General features: G+C 38.3%; 15 protein-coding genes. 6 read left to right on the forward strand and 9 right to left on the reverse strand.

Annotated features, from left to right (window positions below):
* Positions 1 to 4: 4 nt before the first annotated feature.
* Both AC2G3J_RS18095 and AC2G3J_RS18100 read right to left on the reverse strand, forming a co-directional pair.
* Positions 5 to 820, reverse strand: coding sequence for a DMP19 family protein (locus tag AC2G3J_RS18095; RefSeq protein ID WP_419358974.1), 816 nt, complete (start codon positions 818 to 820; stop codon positions 5 to 7).
* A gap of 152 nt (positions 821 to 972) precedes the next feature.
* On the reverse strand, positions 973 to 2382 hold the full coding sequence (locus AC2G3J_RS18100; protein ID WP_336952266.1) for a D-2-hydroxyglutarate dehydrogenase: 1410 nt from the start codon (positions 2380 to 2382) through the stop codon (positions 973 to 975).
* A 373-nt stretch (positions 2383 to 2755) separates the two neighbouring features.
* Here AC2G3J_RS18100 and serA point away from each other — a divergent pair, with 373 nt between their 5' ends.
* Positions 2756 to 3988: a phosphoglycerate dehydrogenase gene (gene serA, locus AC2G3J_RS18105; RefSeq protein WP_336952267.1), complete on the forward strand. Its 1233-nt coding sequence runs from the start codon at positions 2756 to 2758 to the stop codon at positions 3986 to 3988.
* 281 nt (positions 3989 to 4269) lie between these two features.
* Positions 4270 to 5142: an EamA family transporter gene (locus AC2G3J_RS18110; protein ID WP_483770400.1), complete on the forward strand. Its 873-nt coding sequence runs from the start codon at positions 4270 to 4272 to the stop codon at positions 5140 to 5142.
* A 41-nt stretch (positions 5143 to 5183) separates the two neighbouring features.
* On the opposite strand, the gene AC2G3J_RS18115 is transcribed toward AC2G3J_RS18110, so the two are convergent.
* The gene (locus AC2G3J_RS18115) at positions 5184 to 5903 is read right to left on the reverse strand and encodes a metallophosphoesterase (protein ID WP_336952269.1); all 720 of its coding nucleotides are present in this window, start codon (positions 5901 to 5903) and stop codon (positions 5184 to 5186) included.
* A 14-nt stretch (positions 5904 to 5917) separates the two neighbouring features.
* Positions 5918 to 7354, reverse strand: a complete 1437-nt coding sequence (locus tag AC2G3J_RS18120; RefSeq protein WP_336952270.1) for a tetratricopeptide repeat protein — start codon at positions 7352 to 7354, stop codon at positions 5918 to 5920.
* A gap of 169 nt (positions 7355 to 7523) precedes the next feature.
* Here AC2G3J_RS18120 and AC2G3J_RS18125 point away from each other — a divergent pair, with 169 nt between their 5' ends.
* Positions 7524 to 8393 (forward strand): EamA family transporter, encoded by an 870-nt coding sequence (locus AC2G3J_RS18125; protein ID WP_336952271.1) that lies wholly within the window; start codon positions 7524 to 7526, stop codon positions 8391 to 8393.
* A 391-nt stretch (positions 8394 to 8784) separates the two neighbouring features.
* On the opposite strand, the gene AC2G3J_RS18130 is transcribed toward AC2G3J_RS18125, so the two are convergent.
* The 3 genes from AC2G3J_RS18130 to truB form a co-directional block, all read right to left on the reverse strand.
* Positions 8785 to 9246: a hemerythrin domain-containing protein gene (locus AC2G3J_RS18130; RefSeq protein ID WP_336952273.1), complete on the reverse strand. Its 462-nt coding sequence runs from the start codon at positions 9244 to 9246 to the stop codon at positions 8785 to 8787.
* A 152-nt stretch (positions 9247 to 9398) separates the two neighbouring features.
* Positions 9399 to 10166: a sulfite exporter TauE/SafE family protein gene (locus tag AC2G3J_RS18135; protein WP_483770401.1), complete on the reverse strand. Its 768-nt coding sequence runs from the start codon at positions 10164 to 10166 to the stop codon at positions 9399 to 9401.
* Between the two features lie 110 nt (positions 10167 to 10276).
* Positions 10277 to 11182, reverse strand: coding sequence for a tRNA pseudouridine(55) synthase TruB (gene truB, locus AC2G3J_RS18140; protein WP_336952276.1), 906 nt, complete (start codon positions 11180 to 11182; stop codon positions 10277 to 10279).
* 138 nt (positions 11183 to 11320) lie between these two features.
* On the opposite strand from truB, the gene AC2G3J_RS18145 reads away from it, so the two are divergent.
* The 3 genes from AC2G3J_RS18145 to AC2G3J_RS18155 all read left to right on the forward strand — a co-directional run bounded on the left by AC2G3J_RS18145 (position 11321) and on the right by AC2G3J_RS18155 (position 14932).
* Positions 11321 to 12355, forward strand: coding sequence for a lipase secretion chaperone (locus tag AC2G3J_RS18145; RefSeq protein WP_483770402.1), 1035 nt, complete (start codon positions 11321 to 11323; stop codon positions 12353 to 12355).
* Between the two features lie 374 nt (positions 12356 to 12729).
* The gene (locus AC2G3J_RS18150) at positions 12730 to 13704 is read left to right on the forward strand and encodes an esterase/lipase family protein (protein WP_336952278.1); all 975 of its coding nucleotides are present in this window, start codon (positions 12730 to 12732) and stop codon (positions 13702 to 13704) included.
* Between the two features lie 262 nt (positions 13705 to 13966).
* A complete protein-coding gene (locus tag AC2G3J_RS18155) occupies positions 13967 to 14932 on the forward strand; it encodes a lipase family alpha/beta hydrolase (RefSeq protein WP_336952279.1) in 966 nt (321 codons plus the stop codon).
* 64 nt (positions 14933 to 14996) lie between these two features.
* Here the strand turns inward: AC2G3J_RS18155 and rplS are convergent, their stop codons facing one another.
* Positions 14997 to 15368, reverse strand: a complete 372-nt coding sequence (gene rplS, locus AC2G3J_RS18160; RefSeq protein ID WP_234623337.1) for a 50S ribosomal protein L19 — start codon at positions 15366 to 15368, stop codon at positions 14997 to 14999.
* A 275-nt stretch (positions 15369 to 15643) separates the two neighbouring features.
* A complete protein-coding gene (trmD, locus tag AC2G3J_RS18165) occupies positions 15644 to 16384 on the reverse strand; it encodes a tRNA (guanosine(37)-N1)-methyltransferase TrmD (protein WP_419327023.1) in 741 nt (246 codons plus the stop codon).
* Between the last annotated feature and the right edge of the window lie 33 nt (positions 16385 to 16417).

Genomic DNA, 16417 nt, shown 5'->3' on the forward strand with positions numbered 1-16417 from the left:
GTCTTTATGACTCAGCTGCAATATGGCTAACATCGAGCACTATGATTTGTTGATCATTTTCATCAAACATCAAGGCTTGATTACCTAGATCCAGCATATAAAAATGCCCTACATTGGTTAGAAAATGCCAAGCAACAATCTCTTGCCCATTATACTCATGTGATGGATCACCAATGGTAATACGATCTAGTTCCTGACCTGCTTGCTGGCATAAGGCTTGAATAATTTTAAAATAACGGGGGCTGTTTTCAGCTGCCTGCTGTTTACGTTGTTCTAAATTTGGAATTTTAGCTGTAACTTGCTCGATAATCGCCAAGATTTGATCTTCATCGACAACCTGTAGCTTTGGATGCTGTTTTAACCATCGACTATTGATTTCAATCAAATCTTCACTATCATTCAATGCATAAAATTGGTCATCAAAAGCATTGAGAATATCTCGCTGCTCATTTTCTCCAAAGTATTCACCCTCTAAGAACTGTTCTAATTGCTCATCCGTAAATTGATCAATTAAATCCGCACTTTGCTCAAAGAGAGCCGAATGCCCAGTCGCATTCATGGCTTTTAATCCTTCACGAACATGTTTCACCATGAACGCATCCCAACCTGTGTTATAAACAAATTGTGAAAAACCACCATTATTCACTTGAGCAAGATAGTAATCGACAAAATAACTATATAAAGCCTCTGCGGATACTTCATCATATTCAACATAATGTTCAAATAAGCCATTTAAGGTATCAATATTGGACATAATCACATCATAGTGATCATCACTATCTAAACTTTGTTTAGAAATTAAAATCTTATCAATGAGCATAGTTTTCAGTTTCTTATCAATATTTAAGCGCAATCAACATAACAAATTTTCGGCAACAAATGGCGACAAGCATGTAACTTTATTTTATCTTTTGTTTGGCAATAAAAAAGCGCTTCTCTCGAAGCGCTTGTACAAGCGAGCTATTTAAATCATTACAGATCAAATAACTTACCTGGGTTCATGATGCCATTTGGATCAAACACTTTCTTCAAGGCTTTCATATATTCAATTTCTTCAGCAGTCCGCGTGTAATCCAGATAAGGCTTTTTGGTCATGCCTACGCCATGCTCTGCAGAAATTGAACCGTCATATTTCTTCACAGTTTCAAATACATACTTATTTACTACCTGACATTTGGCAAAGAATTCATCTTTAGATAAATTCACAGGTTTTAGAATATTTAAGTGCAGATTTCCATCCCCAATATGGCCGAACCAGCAGATTTCGAAATCAGGATAATTTTCAGCGACAATCGTATCAATTTCCTTAATAAAAGCAGGAACATGTGTAATCAATACTGAAATATCATTTTTATATGGGGTAAATGGTGCAATCGTTTCAGAAATATCTTCACGTAAACGCCATAAGCTTTGAACTTGTTCAAGATTTTGGCTCATCACCCCATCAAGCACCCAACCTTGTTCCATACAATGCTCGAAAATTTCCATCGCAGCATCCATAATCGGCTCATATGGTGCTTCGAATTCAAGTAAAACGTAGAATGGACATTCTGTTTCAAATGGACGTTGCACATGACCACGATCCAAAACTTTTTTCATCGCAAGTTCACCAAAGAACTCAAAAGCAGTTAAATCAATTTTGCTTTGAAATGCGTGCAATACTGGCATGATTGCATCAAAATCAGGAACTCCCAATACCATCACTTGTAGATCATGTGGTTGACGTTCAAGTTTAATTTCAGCTTCGGTCACTAAACCTAAAGTCCCTTCACTACCAATAAATAAATGTTGCATTGCATAACCTGTAGCATTTTTAATCATGCCTTTGTTTAAACGCAATACATCACCTTTACCCGTCACCACAGTCAGACCAAGTATCCAATTACGAGTCATGCCATATTTGATGACTTTAATCCCGCCGGCATTGGTTCCAATGTTACCACCCAATTGTGATGAGCCCGCAGAAGCGAAATCAACGGGATAATACATCCCTTGTTCTTCTGCATAGTTCTGCAACTGTTCCGTCACCACACCCGCCTGAATACGCACCATACGATCAGCTGGATAAAATTCTAAAATTTGGTTCATTTTGTCGAAACTCACGACAATTTCACCATTGGCAGCAACAGCACCTGCCGATAAACCTGTACGTCCACCCGATGGAGTAATCGCAACATTAAATTGATTAGCCAATTGAACAATAGCTTGCACTTGTTCTGTGCTCGATGGAAAAACGATGACCGATGGCTGAGGATCAAAATGCTTAGTATGGTCTTTGCCCCAATTTTCTAAGCTGTCAGCATCGGTTTTAATCCGGTTTTCACCGACGATTTGCGTCAATTGGGTCAATAATTCAGGTGCTATCGTTACTGGAGCATTCATCGTTTTGCGGACCTAGCAAGAAGTAAATAAGTGGTTGTCGTACTATAACATTCGAGATTTTAAATCAGTCTGTGAAAATTTTTCAGCATTTTTTTACAGCTGAAATCGTCAATTTTACTGATTTTAGCAGTATTTTACCTAGATGACTGCTGAGGATAAAGCACAGATTTGATTCACATTATCCACACTTTGTGTATAAAGTGGCTGCAAGCACTATAAAAATCAATGCATTAGCATTTCATTTAATTTTTGAATAATGCTTATCAGAAATCGTAGATAAAATATCCACTGTCCTGTCACAATCAAAATATCTATAGAACAAGGTCTATGGTATCATATTGCGACTAAATTTGGCCTTTGTAGCGGAGCCGTAATGAGCCAACATCTTTCACTACCTAAAGATAAAATTCGTTTCTTGTTGTTAGAAGGCGTTCATCAAAACGCAATCGACACGTTAAATGCTGCCGGATATACCAATATCGATTCCCGTAAAACTGCGCTTGAGGGTGAAGCGTTGCAAGAAGCGGTTAAAGATGCACACTTCATTGGTATTCGTTCCCGTACACAATTAACTGAAGAAGTCTTTGCAGCTGCGAATAAATTGATCGCAGTGGGTTGTTTCTGTATTGGAACAAACCAAGTGAATTTAAATGCAGCCATGATTCGTGGTATTCCTGTATTTAACGCACCATACTCAAACACTCGTTCAGTTGCTGAATTGGTTCTTGCAGAATCTATTCTTTTACTTCGTGGTGTGCCTGCTAAATCTGCTTCAACTCACCGTGGTGGTTGGAACAAGTCTGCTGTAGGTTCATTTGAAACGCGTGGTAAAACTTTAGGTATCGTGGGTTATGGCTCTATTGGCTCTCAACTTTCAGTTTTAGCTGAAAGCATGGGTATGCACGTCATTTATTATGATGCAGTGACTAAGCTTCCTATGGGTAATGCACGTCAAGTCGGTTCTTTAGATGAACTCCTTGCAAATGCAGATGTTGTTACACTGCATGTACCCGATGTTCCTTCAACACGTAACTTCTTTGCAAAAGCTCAATTTGCGAAAATGAAAGAAGGTTCAATCTTCATCAATGCTGCACGTGGTACATGTGTAGTTATTGAAGATTTAGCAGATGCAATTAAATCTGGCCATATTGCTGGTGCGGCTGTTGATGTGTTCCCGAAAGAGCCTAAAGCCAATGGTGAAGAGTTTGTTTCTCCACTTCGTGGTCTAGACAATGTGATTTTAACACCTCACGTTGGTGGTTCAACCATGGAAGCGCAAGCTAACATCGGTCTAGAAGTTGCTGAAAAATTTGTTGCTTATTCAGATAAAGGTATGACTTTATCTGCAGTAAACTTCCCTGAAATCGCACTTCCATTAACTGAAGGTAAACACCGTTTACTGCACATTCATAAAAACGTGCCAGGCGTGTTATCTAAAATTAACAACCTGTTTGCTGAACACGGCATCAACATTTCTGGTCAGTCATTAATGACTAAAGGTGATGTGGGTTACTTGGTGATGGATGTAGACGCAACTGCATCTCAAGAAGCGCTTGATACACTTCAGGAAGTTGAAGGCACAATCCGCGTTCGCGTATTGTTCTAAGACGACGAAAGCTAGAAAACCACAGGTATTTGCCTGTGGTTTTTTTATTGGGCTTATAAATCTGGTTGAGGTCGTTCTCTTTCAAATGACTTCTTTCGTTAGTTAAATGATTTGATCAATAAACTATTTAGCATCTTCTCTCCCTCTACTCTACAAAGACAGTGTACTATCTAGAACTCAATAGGCTTTCAAATTACATTACTTTTTCATATAAATTGTTTTAAATAAGAAGTCTATTGCAGATATTTTCCGCCAAGTCCTGAGTCTAAATTCTAGAAAGAATGCCAAATTTTAAAAATGCACCACACCTTCAAGCTATAGTTTTATTGTTCATTGCCATGATCAGTATGCAAAGTAGTGGTGCATTAGCAAAAACATTATTTGATCAATTTCCAGTAATAACCATTTCCGCTATGCGTTTATTACTCGGCTCATTGATTTTAGCCGTGATTTTTAAAATTTGGCAGGTCAATTTTAAACAGGTGAAATGGTCATCCATCATCAGTTATGGTATTGCCCTTGCAGGAATGAATGCTTTATTTTACTTATCGATTCATCGTATTCCGCTCGGAATCGCCGTAGCGTTTGAATTTATTGGCCCGCTCAGTGTGGCTCTATTTCATGCACGGCAAAAATTCGATTTTATTTGGGTCGGACTTGCGATACTTGGACTAGTTTTACTGTTTCCATTTGATCAGGCAAAGCAAACTCTCGATCCTATTGGCATTGCCTTTGCCTTAGCTGCTGGCGCTTGCTGGGCGCTGTATATTATTGCAGGTCAACGACCTTCAGGAGTTTCTGGAAACCATACCGTATGCTTGGGGATGTTTGTAGGTATGTTGTGTTTAATGCCAATTGCCTTATTTTCAGGGATGCCTTTAAAAGTTTTTGAACCTTCAAATTTAATTTATTTTATTGCGTTGGCGATCTTAGCAAGTGCATTGCCGTTTTCATTGGAAATGATTGCATTAAGAAATTTATCTGCTTTAAGCTTTGGCACGTTAATGAGCCTAGAACCTGCAATTGCAGCATTTTCAGGATTTATTTTCTTAAATGAACAATTATTATGGACACAATGGTTAGCCTTAGCCACTATCATTAGTGCATCGATTGGTTGCACCGTAACCGCACAAAAAGCACGGGGTATAGAATAAACTATGCCGAAAATTGAAATAAATGATGGATGAGTGTTAACTCATGATTTGAGCACAAAGACTTGGTTTTCTATTGGCACATTTTGATCTATTTCAACAAGCGTTAATTCACTTCCAAAACAAGCACCTGTATCTAAAAAATAGCAATTATGCTTCTTGGTGACAAAATCAACTACTGTATGCCCTAGAAAAACCTGTTCCACACCAACAACAGTTGAATAACGCATAAAGCGTTTATTTTTAATTCGCCCTCTGCCCCATAAAGCCAACTCTCTACTTTTAGACCGTGTTGCAACTTTAAATGCATCCCAATCATTTACATCAATATCCGCATGCACAAAACCATATTTCTTATTTTGATAAATGACTTCTAACAGTATGGGTAAAGTGTTTAATTGATCTATGACTTGTTGTTGCTGTTCTGAACTTAATGCATAAAACCATTTTCCACCATGATGCGTATGCATATCTTTCATCATTGGATCGATCTGCGACAGTAAGCACATTTCTTCATGATTACCTAAAATGGCTTTAAACCAAGGCTCAGTAATCAGTTGCAGACATTGCAAACTGTCAGGACCTCGATCAACAAGATCCCCCACAGCAATCAATAGATCTTTTTGAAAATCAAATTGAATTCGTTCAAGCTGTTGCATCAACATATCATAACAACCATGTAGGTCTCCCACCACAAACAAGCGCCCTGTGTGATGGGTATAGGTTTCAACATGAGATAGGTTGTGTTGCGATAACTCAGACATAGATTGATCTTTGATTAAAACTCAATTGAAGCTGCTTCAATATGCTGGTTTTTTTTGGCTAAATCCAAATATTTGCTGGCAGTTTTTTTATCTTTACGCACCCCGATCCCATCTTTATAAATTTTAAATAATTCAAAATAAGAGTCGATATCGCCATGATCAGCCGCTTGTTTAAACAAATCTGCACTTTGGCTTAGATCCACCTCGACACACTTGCCTTCCTGATACATTTGCGCCAGCAGAAAGAATGCACGTGGAACTTTTAGTTCTTTGGCTTTATTTAACCAAAGTAGTGCACCATCCGCATTGTTTTGACGTTGTTCAAAAATCGCCATACACAGCATAGCCTGCACATGCCCTTTCTCTGCAGCTGAATTTAATAATGGGAGATGATGTTCATGTTCTAACGGTAATAACATCGACAATTCAAACTGTGCGTCTGGATGGTTTTGCATTGCAGCACGTTCTAACCAAGAAATACCTTGATCAAGATTTTTCTCAGTTCCCATCCCATAACGTAAACACTGCGCTAAAGAGTATTGAGCTGGAACATTGCCTGAAACCGCAGCATGTAATAATAAATCAAAAGCCAGCGTTGCATATTCTTTTTGCTTTTGCTCAGTTTTGGCATTTTCCGAGTTTTTTAACAGCGTCACGGCGGCTAAATAGGCGGATTCAATATGTCCATTTTTTGCCGCTTTAAGTAAATGTTCTTGTACAACTGTGGCATCCACTTTAGCACTTTGCTGTTCGATAAGTGCACAAACATAGCAACCAAATGGATCATTGTTTTCTTGTGCGAAATTGGCATATTTAAAAGCGACATCAGGGTTGTTTTGTTTTAAATAACTAAATGCCAATAAAGCACAGGCAAAATAATCTTTTTCTGCAATTTTCAATAATTCATTTTGAACTTTGATTGGATCAAAGCCTGAAAATTCGACCAAAAACTTCAAACTATTTTGATGCTGATTTTTTAAATAATTATCTAAAAGTAGTTGATAAGCTAACTGTAAATCTTGTGACAATTGCTGTTGGGCATAAACAAAAATCGCTTCTGGGTGATTCAGTTGAACCGCCCGTTGTAAATGAATTAATGCTTGTGCTTTTGTCAGATGATCGGTGGCATTATTCAACCCTAGATAAGCAAGTTCTAAATGGGCAAGTGCATGATTAAGCTTTGCTGCATGTTGAAAAAAAAGAATGGCAGACTGAACACTTTGATTCAGATAACGGCCTAAAACATGCCACTGCCCTAACAAGGTACTTGCAGGTGCAAAATTCTGATTGGATGCATTGACCAACAAATCAACACGTGCTTGGGCATCTTGCTCATTTTGAGCAACCCCTTGTTGTTCTAGTTTAAGTACGTCGATATACCAAGCTTCTGCTTGTGAATGTTCTGTTCCATTTAAGTCTAAATTTTCAGTTTTATTCGTATTTCCTGACATCTTTTATTCCTAACACATGTGCCATTGCAAGTATAATCATCCCCATCTTACAGATGAGTTAGCTGAATCTCAAAGGGAAATGTTGAATCAACATTCATCTATTCTCGAAATACTTAAATAAAACCTAGAAAGTGTTAAAATCTGCGCAATATTTTTCTTCACCTTAGATATGCCAAACTCTCAACTCACTGCTGTGCTTTTCATGGTCTTATCTATGGTGGCTTATCAGATCAGTGCCTCATTTGCAAAACAGTTATTTGAGGTTTTAGATCCGATTACTGTGGTTACCTTAAGATTATGTTTTGCTTCTATTTTAATTATTCTAATGTTCCGTTCTTGGAAAATTATAAAACGTTTACCTTATCTCAGATGGAATGAACTGCTCTACTATAGTGGTTCAGTCTGTTTGATGAATGTGCTGTTCTATGCCTCTTTAGGGAAATTACCTCAAGGCATTGCAGTTGGTTTAGAGTTTTTAGGTCCATTAACTTTGGCACTACTTTCGATTAAGCGAAAAGGTGACTATATTTGGGTGTTTCTTGCCATCATCGGTATTACACTGATGGTGCCTTGGCAAGATGCGACACAACATAATTTTTCCTATCTTGGTGCTGCTTTTGCTTTGGGTGCGGGCATATGCTGGGCGAGTTATATCTATTTCGGGCAAAAAGTTGTACGACAAAATATTGGTATGCATGCGCTTAGTATTGCAATCGTCTTGTCTGCCTTGGTTATGCTGCCAATCAGTGCCGTTCACAACCCAGATGCCTTACTACAAACACAGTACTGGGGCAAAGCCTTGCTGATTGCACTTTTAGCAACCGCCATTCCTTATGCCTTAGATCTGCTTGCTTTAAAACAATTAAGCAAAATGAGCTATGGTACTTTATCGAGTCTATCTCCAGCTCTTGCCGCAATTTCAGGTATGGTATTACTGAATGAACATATTACTGCTTGGCAAACCGTTGCTTTAGTCTGCATTATGATTGCATCGGTAGGAGTAACATTTAGAGCGGCGAAAAGCTCAAATGCTCATTAAAACATTATCAATGCTAACACACTGCCAGTAATACATAATCCCGACCATATTTACGCGGTTTTTAGGAAGAAAAGAAGATCAGCGTAAATAAATGATATAGCCAACCTGTCAATAAACTCAGACACAAGAGCATAATTCTTATTACTTAATATTCCAAATTAAATCAATGATATGTAGAAATAAATTATTTAATTATAAAAATTTGGAATGCCACACTTTTCGTAGGGGGATACCAAATCTTGCGCTGCAAACAAAGCCCTGCTTTGTTTTTGCTCATGTTGGGCGAGAGATACATCATGTACCCCCGTCCCACGGCAACATCCATGTCGCTCCACGGTAGGATAATCATCTATGATTTAAACGTACAAAAATGAATTGATAACCAACAGGTTTAGCCCACCAAGCGGATAAGGTCTTTTGCTTTATACTTTTTATATTCGGATAAATACTTCTTCGCTAAGATTAATTTTTGATTTTCATCTAAAATTTTTACGGCTTTTTGAAAAAAAGAATGTTCTTCTTGTTGAATATGATGCGCGATGATTTCAGATAATCGTTTCGCTAAAACCAACCAACGTGAGTGGCTAAAATCAGTTTGTTCTAGCGACTGTAATATTTCATCCATCTCATGATGTTCAGCAAGTGCCAAACGGGTAATATTTAAACCTGAATCCGTCATCATTAACGGCATATAAAAATAGCGATCTTTCGCAACCGCATGGGCAAATAGTTCATTTTTTAATAAATTAAAAATTTTCCTTCGTTCAGGGCTATCGCCTGAGGTATGCGCTAACTGTTCTGACAAATCCTTCTGAATGATATGGCTTTCTCTCAAAGCCTCAAATATATTCATCTAAATCCCTCTTTTTATGATATTTGCCTTCCATTGCTTCGGTTTGTAATTTTCGATCAAGAAACCAACAATATTAGAAGACTAATCAAAAAAAATCCTGACAAAATTTAAGCTTTTTTGTATCAAAAAAATTAACGAGAGAATCTGCGAAATTACGCAATAAACATTTGATAGGCCAAGCGACAAATCAAAATGCTGACCAAAATCAAAAATAAAATTCGAATAAAACCACTGCCATATTTCAGCGCCATTCTCACACCAACCAATGAACCACATACATTGGCAACAGCCATCAGTAGACCCAATTGAAATAACACATGTCCAGTGGGAATAAAGAAACTCAGTGCGGCAAAGTTAGTCATGAAATTACCAATTTTTGAAAGCGCCGACGCATGTAAAAAGTCAACTTTCAGATAACGAATAAAATAGAAGATGAAAAAACTACCTGTGCCCGGTCCAAATATCCCATCATAAAAGCCAATTAATAAGCCACCCACACCCGCGATTAATAACATTTTATGGGTGATTTCTTGTTGAAAATGGACTTGTCCAAATTGCTTTTTAAAAAATGTATAGATTGCGATCACAATCAGCATAAACAATACAAATGGTCGCAAAATTTCTTGGGGGATAAGTGAGACACAAGCAGCGCCAGCAAATGAGCTAATAAATGCCGTGATTCCAATCACCGCCAACAGTTTCCACTGAATTTTGACTTGTTTTAAATATGAAAAAGCAGCCGATGCTGTTCCACAAATCGAAGCCAGTTTATTGGTTCCAAAAACTGTAGCAGTAGGATAATGCGGTAAAGCCCCCATTAATGCAGGAATTTGAATCAGCCCTCCACCTCCAACGGCAGCATCAATTGCCCCTGCACAAAAGGCAAAGAACACCAAACTGAGGATGATATCAAATTCCATAACATTCACTTATCTTTTAAAGGCGTCTATTAACGCTGGGAGACTTAACCGTACTTTGGCTTAATCAGGCTTAAATTTAAACTGAGTAATTTTCTAACGATGAAACGGAATTAAAGATTTAAAACACGTTTAGGCACTAAACGTTTTGTATCTGTAATTTCTGCCAATCCTAAACATTTATCAGCATCAAAAACCAAGACTTCGGTTGAGGCAACATGTTCAATATTGCTTTCCATACCGCGGCAAAAATATTCCGCACGTCCTTCAGGTACTTGAACTTTAGGGAAATGATCGATTGGTGCATATACAGGTAGCAACAAAGCTTCACGCGCTTGTTCAGTCAGGCTTTCCAGATATTCAATGGTATATTCCGGAATCAAATCAAAATGACCAGTTTGAGTTCGATTTAAATATGTTAAATGACCAAATGTCCCCAGTGCTTTGGCAATGTCTTCGCCCAAAACACGAATATAAGTTCCTTTAGAACAGGTAATATCCAGGGTCAGGCTGTGTGGGGTAAACTCAAGCAACTCAATGGCAAAAATATGAATCGGCCGTGCATCACGTTCAATTTCAATTCCCTGACGAGCCAACTCATATAAAGGACGACCCTGTTTTTTTAAGGCTGAATACATCGGAGGAACTTGTTGAATATCCCCAGTAAATTGAGCCAGAACCTGTTGAATACTTTCTTGGCTTAATTCAGGGACATCTTTTTCAAGTAAAACTTCGCCTTCTACATCACCAGTTGTCGTGCTATGGCCTAACTGAATGGTTGTTTGGTAGCGCTTGGTAGAATCTAACAAATAATGTGAAAATTTAGTCGCTTCACCTAAGCAGATTGGTAACAGTCCTGATGCCAAAGGATCAAGCGCTCCTGTATGCCCTGCCTTTTGAGCTCGATATAACCAACGTACTTTTTGTAACGCGGCATTTGAACTAATGCCCAAAGGCTTATTCAATAAAAAAACACCACTGATATGGCGACGCGGTATTTTCTGAGCTTTTGAAGACATATTGGTCTGAATACGGAGAATAATGCGCTATTTTAGCAAAAACCATTCGTCTATTTTTACAAATTTTCTGTTTGAAATTTAGAATTCTATGGCAAATTTTATTTTCAATAAAAAGACTAAAAATTGTAGGAATATTAGATGGATCTATCTAAAAAAATGATTGGGATAATCATTGGTAGTCTCTTGATCATTCTTTTAGCCGTGATTTTTTGGCTAAAACCAAATACAGAGTCTACTGAAACAACATCAACATCTGAAAAAGCACTTCAGCAGCAGACTGGACCATTGACTTCAACTCAGCTCGCTGCATCTGAAGCACAGAACTTTGCCAGTAAAAGCCAACAAGATACGCAAATCAATTGTCAAATCCGCGCTGATGCTTCCAATCGTTTAATTGTTAATGAGCAGACCAAAGATTGTTTTGAATATTTCATTACACAATATGGTGAAAAAACCATTGAGCAAATCAAAGCAGATTTTCTCAGTTATACCAAAATCAGCTATAAAGAGCCTGTGTTATCGCAATTAAATAATCTATGGACACGTTATATCGATTACAGAAGTAAATTAGGCGATTTACCAGCACCCACTGCAGATAAAGAAAGTGCAAAGTACTATCAGCAGATCTTGGTCAACACTCAAAACTTAAGAAAAAAATTCTTCTCAAATTATGAAATTCAAGGCTTATTCGGTATACAGGACACCTATGACCAATATACCGTAGACCGTCTAGAAATTATGGATAATCAAAAATTATCTACGGCTGAAAAAGCGCAAAAACTCAAAGAACTTTTCGAGCAACTTCCAGAAGACTGGAAAGAAAACTTAAAACAACTGAATCAACTTGAAGACTTAAGAAAATTGACAGCGGAGATTAAGGCACGTGGTGGTTCTGCGGAAGAGCTTCGTCAAATGCGCACCAATCTAGTGGGACCAGAAGCGACACAACGCTTAGAAACACTTGATGTACAAAGAAGTGATTGGAAAGGCAAAGTCAATCAATACCTTGCTGAGCGTGACAACATCCTCAAAAGTAATCTGAGTGACTCAGCCAAACAGCGTGCTGTAGAACAATTAAAAGCACAACAATTTGCAAATCAGCAAGAACAACTCAGATTACAAACTTTCGAAACAGTGCATGATCAAGGAGGCAAACTACCTTTTGCGAATTAGTCTATAAATATTTAAAGCAGCCATAAAATGATAAAAAGGCAGAAACAAAAAATATTTAATTCTGAGTTTATGCCACATTCTACGTCTTTGATTTTAAATCTAAGCGTAAGAATTTTATGGAATTTCACATATCAAAGATGCTGTTAAATTTGAAAATAATATTTATGACAATCTCATAGGAGGGTTAACAAAGACTAGAAATTTGTTAGGGATTAACAAAGCTTTAATGCAATTCGCACTTTTGGTTTCAGGTAATAATGAAAATGATGACATACCCATCGCTTGAAATCATAAGGGTTGTAAGCAAATTTTAGCTTGCAACATAGACTACTTGTTGATCAATAATTCACTTAAAACAAAAAGAGTATTTTAAAATGAAATTTAACATCAATATTCTCGCCCTAAGTTTAATCATTGGACTCAGTTCGATGACTGCATCTGCGTCTGGATTACAAACGGTAAACCCACGTTATGTTAGTTCAGACTATGCAAAAACTAAATACCCCATTGTCTTTAATCATGGAATGTTCGGTTTTACCCGTCTAGGAACCTCATCCTTTGGCTTAGATTATTTCTATCAGATCCTCCCTGATTTAGCCCGTAATGGCGCAAAAGTTTATGCGACTCAAGTTTCCCCATTGGAATCGACACAAGTTCGGGGTGAACAGCTCTTACAGCAAGTCGATGAAGTGATCGCACTGACTGGCTCGCCCAAGGTCAATCTTATTGGGCATAGTCATGGTGGACCAACAATTCGCTATATAGAAATCGTTGCACCAACAAAAGTCGCCTCTTTAACTGCTGTTGCTGGAACAATTAAAGGCTCTAAGGTCGCTGACGATATTGTAAATAATCGAGGTGTAAATGCGCTTCTCACAATTCTCGGTCAATATATCTTAGCACCTGTGATTACACTGCTTGAAGGTAATCCTTCCCTTTCTATAAGCCTTAATAACTCTTTACAAAGTATCAGTGAGAAAGGCTCTGCTGAGTTCAATGCAAAATATCCAAGTGCTGCAATTCCAAAAGACTGTGGCGATGGTCAAAAAGTGACAGCCAATGGTATTTATCATTATTCTTGGACGGGTACGGCTCAATTCACCAACATTTTGGATGTTGTTGATGGTGTAATCTCTACGCTGGCACCGTTGTCTTATAAAAATTTAGATAATGATGGTTTAGTTAGTCGTTGTAATAGCCATTATGGGCAAGTAATCCGAGACAATTACCGACAAACTCACTTGGATGAAGTCAATCAAATTTTAGGACTACATGGCCTATTTTTTGCGCCAAACCCGCTTGATCAATACCGTCAACATGCCAATCGTCTGAAATTACAAGGCTTGTAAATATTGCCGATGAGAGGCGATAAAATGTACTGTTCATTCAGTCTATTTTATAGTTGAATAGTTAATGATTCTGGAACCATTTTTGATACTCAACATCGTATTGAATTTCGAATTCCAGAATCTGATTTGAACTTAGATTTAAAAACCGAAGAAACCAAAGTTACAATCCAAAAAAACATGATCAAAATTAATATATTACACTCAATAAATTTAAGATTGAGGTATTAAAACCCCCAAATAATAAAATAGATGGAGCTTTAAAATGAAATATGGACGTATTATCGCCAGTCTACTTCTGACGAGTACATTAACAACTGCACATGCATCTAATGCGCAACAAGTGACTGTTAGCAAAGTAAATTCTGAGTATGCAAAAACCAAATATCCTGTGGTATTTGTGCATGGTATGGCTGGGTTTATTCGTGTTGGCGATGTTTTAGGATTAGACTACTGGTATCAAATTTTACCAGATTTGGCTCGTAACGGCGCCAATACGTGGGCCACACGAGTATCTCCTTTTAATTCTACCGAAGTGCGCGGTGAGCAATTGGCACAACAAGTGGAAGAGATTCTAGCAATTACTGGCAGTCAAAAAGTCAATCTGATCGGACATTCTCATGGCGGTCCAACCAGCCGCTATGTCGCAGGTATTATGCCTAATCAAATTGCTTCTGTCACAGCTGTTGGCTCTCCACAGAAAGGCAGTCCTGTTGCAAACCTAGTCTTAAGCGTAGAAGGCACACCGATCCAAGGCCCATTGGTAAGTATCGTAAACTTATTTTCAAAAGCAATTGTCTGGGCACAAGGTCTTAATCCCAATGAACTCCCTCATGATGCCTTGGCGGGTGGGAAAAGCTTAACTATTGAAGGTTCTGCACTCTTTAACAGTAAATTTCCCATGGGTGTCGGTAACACAACTTGTGGTGAAGGGGCGTATCAAGAAAAAGGAATTCAATTTTACTCATTTACCGGCAATACGGCTGTTACAAATCTTCTAGACTTGGATTCTGCTCTACTTGGTACAAGTCTCTTGATTAACGCTGGTCGTGATAATGATGGTTTAGTCTCACGATGTAGTGCTAAATTTGGTAAAACTATTCGGGATGATTACCGCTGGAACCACTTAGATGAGGTCAATCAAGTTTTAGGATTACGTGCAATTTTTTCACCAGACCCAGTGCAGGTCTACCGTGAACATACCAATCGTCTAAAATTACAAGGGCTTTAACAGAAGCAAGAAATAAAAAAATGCGCCATTTGGCGCATTTTTTAGCTGTAAAGCAAAGTTAAAATTAACCTTGTTTACGTGCTGGTAATTTTTCACGAATACGAGCAGCTTTACCAGACAATTCACGTAGGTAATAAAGCTTAGCACGACGAACGTCACCACGACGTTTCACTTCGATTTTAGCAACAATTGGAGAGTGAGTTTGGAATACACGCTCAACACCAACACCGCTAGAAATTTTACGTACAGTGAACGCAGAGTTCAAGCCACGGTTTTTCTTCGCAATTACTACGCCTTCAAAAGCCTGAAGACGCTCACGCTCACCTTCTTTTACTTTTACTTGAACGATAACTGTGTCACCAGGAGCAAAAGCTGGGATATCAGTTTTTAACTGTTGGTTTTCAATTGCTTGAACTAAAGGATGTTTACCACTCATTGTGGGAATCTCCGTTTTGCGGGACAGAAGAGGTCTGCACAACCGCTGGGGATAGAGGCTAAATCGCGTATCAACCCGTTTATCTTTCCCTTTACTTCTGATGTTACTCAGATCAATAAAGAGCCTAATATAAGTACTTAAAAATAAGTATTTTCTCGAAGCCGACTTCTTATGGAACTTAAATTCCTCAGGGCAATAATCATGAATTATTGCTATTTCCTGACTTAGAAGTACAGCTTCTGACTCGCGTTCAAACAAACATAATCAATGCTTGCCTACCCTCGCTCATCTTTTAGCCATTTTTTTTGCTGCTTGGTCAACTCAACTTGTTCCACCAACTCAGGTCGGCGTTCTAAAGTGCGTTGATAGCGTTGCAAAAACCGCCATTTTTCAATATTGGCATGGTGCCCTGACTTAAGTACTTCAGGAACATCCAAACCTTCAAAATGATCTGGCTTGGTATATTGTGGGCAATCTAAAAGACCATCCACAAAAGAGTCCTGCACTGCAGATTGTTCATCTGACATGGTATTCGGCAAACGTCGAATAATACTGTCTAATAAAACCATCGCAGGGAGTTCGCCACCTGATAATACGTAATCACCTATTGACCATTCCTGATCAACATATTTTTGGATCAAACGCTCATCAACACCCTCATAACGTCCACACAGTACAATTAATCCATCATATTCAACAAATTGCTGTACTGCTGGTTCATTTAAGGTCTGTCCTTGCGGTGACATATACACCACAGGAACCTGAACTGCACCTGCTTGCTTTGCAAGTTCTTTCGCATGGTGGATGGCTTTTGCCAATGGCTCAGCCATCATCACCATACCAGGACCACCACCAAATGGACGTTCATCCACTCGTTTGTAGTTACCTTCAGCAAATTCTCGCGGATTGATACAATGAACTTGTACAATGTCACGCTTTGCTGCTCGCCCGCTAATTCCGTACGCTGTAATCGCTTCAAACATTTCAGGAAAAAGCGTAATGACTGCAAAAAACATCGCAGACTCCTCTATTTTCCTGCTGCGCCAATC

The sequence above is a fragment of the Acinetobacter legionensis genome, assembly GCF_057165765.1.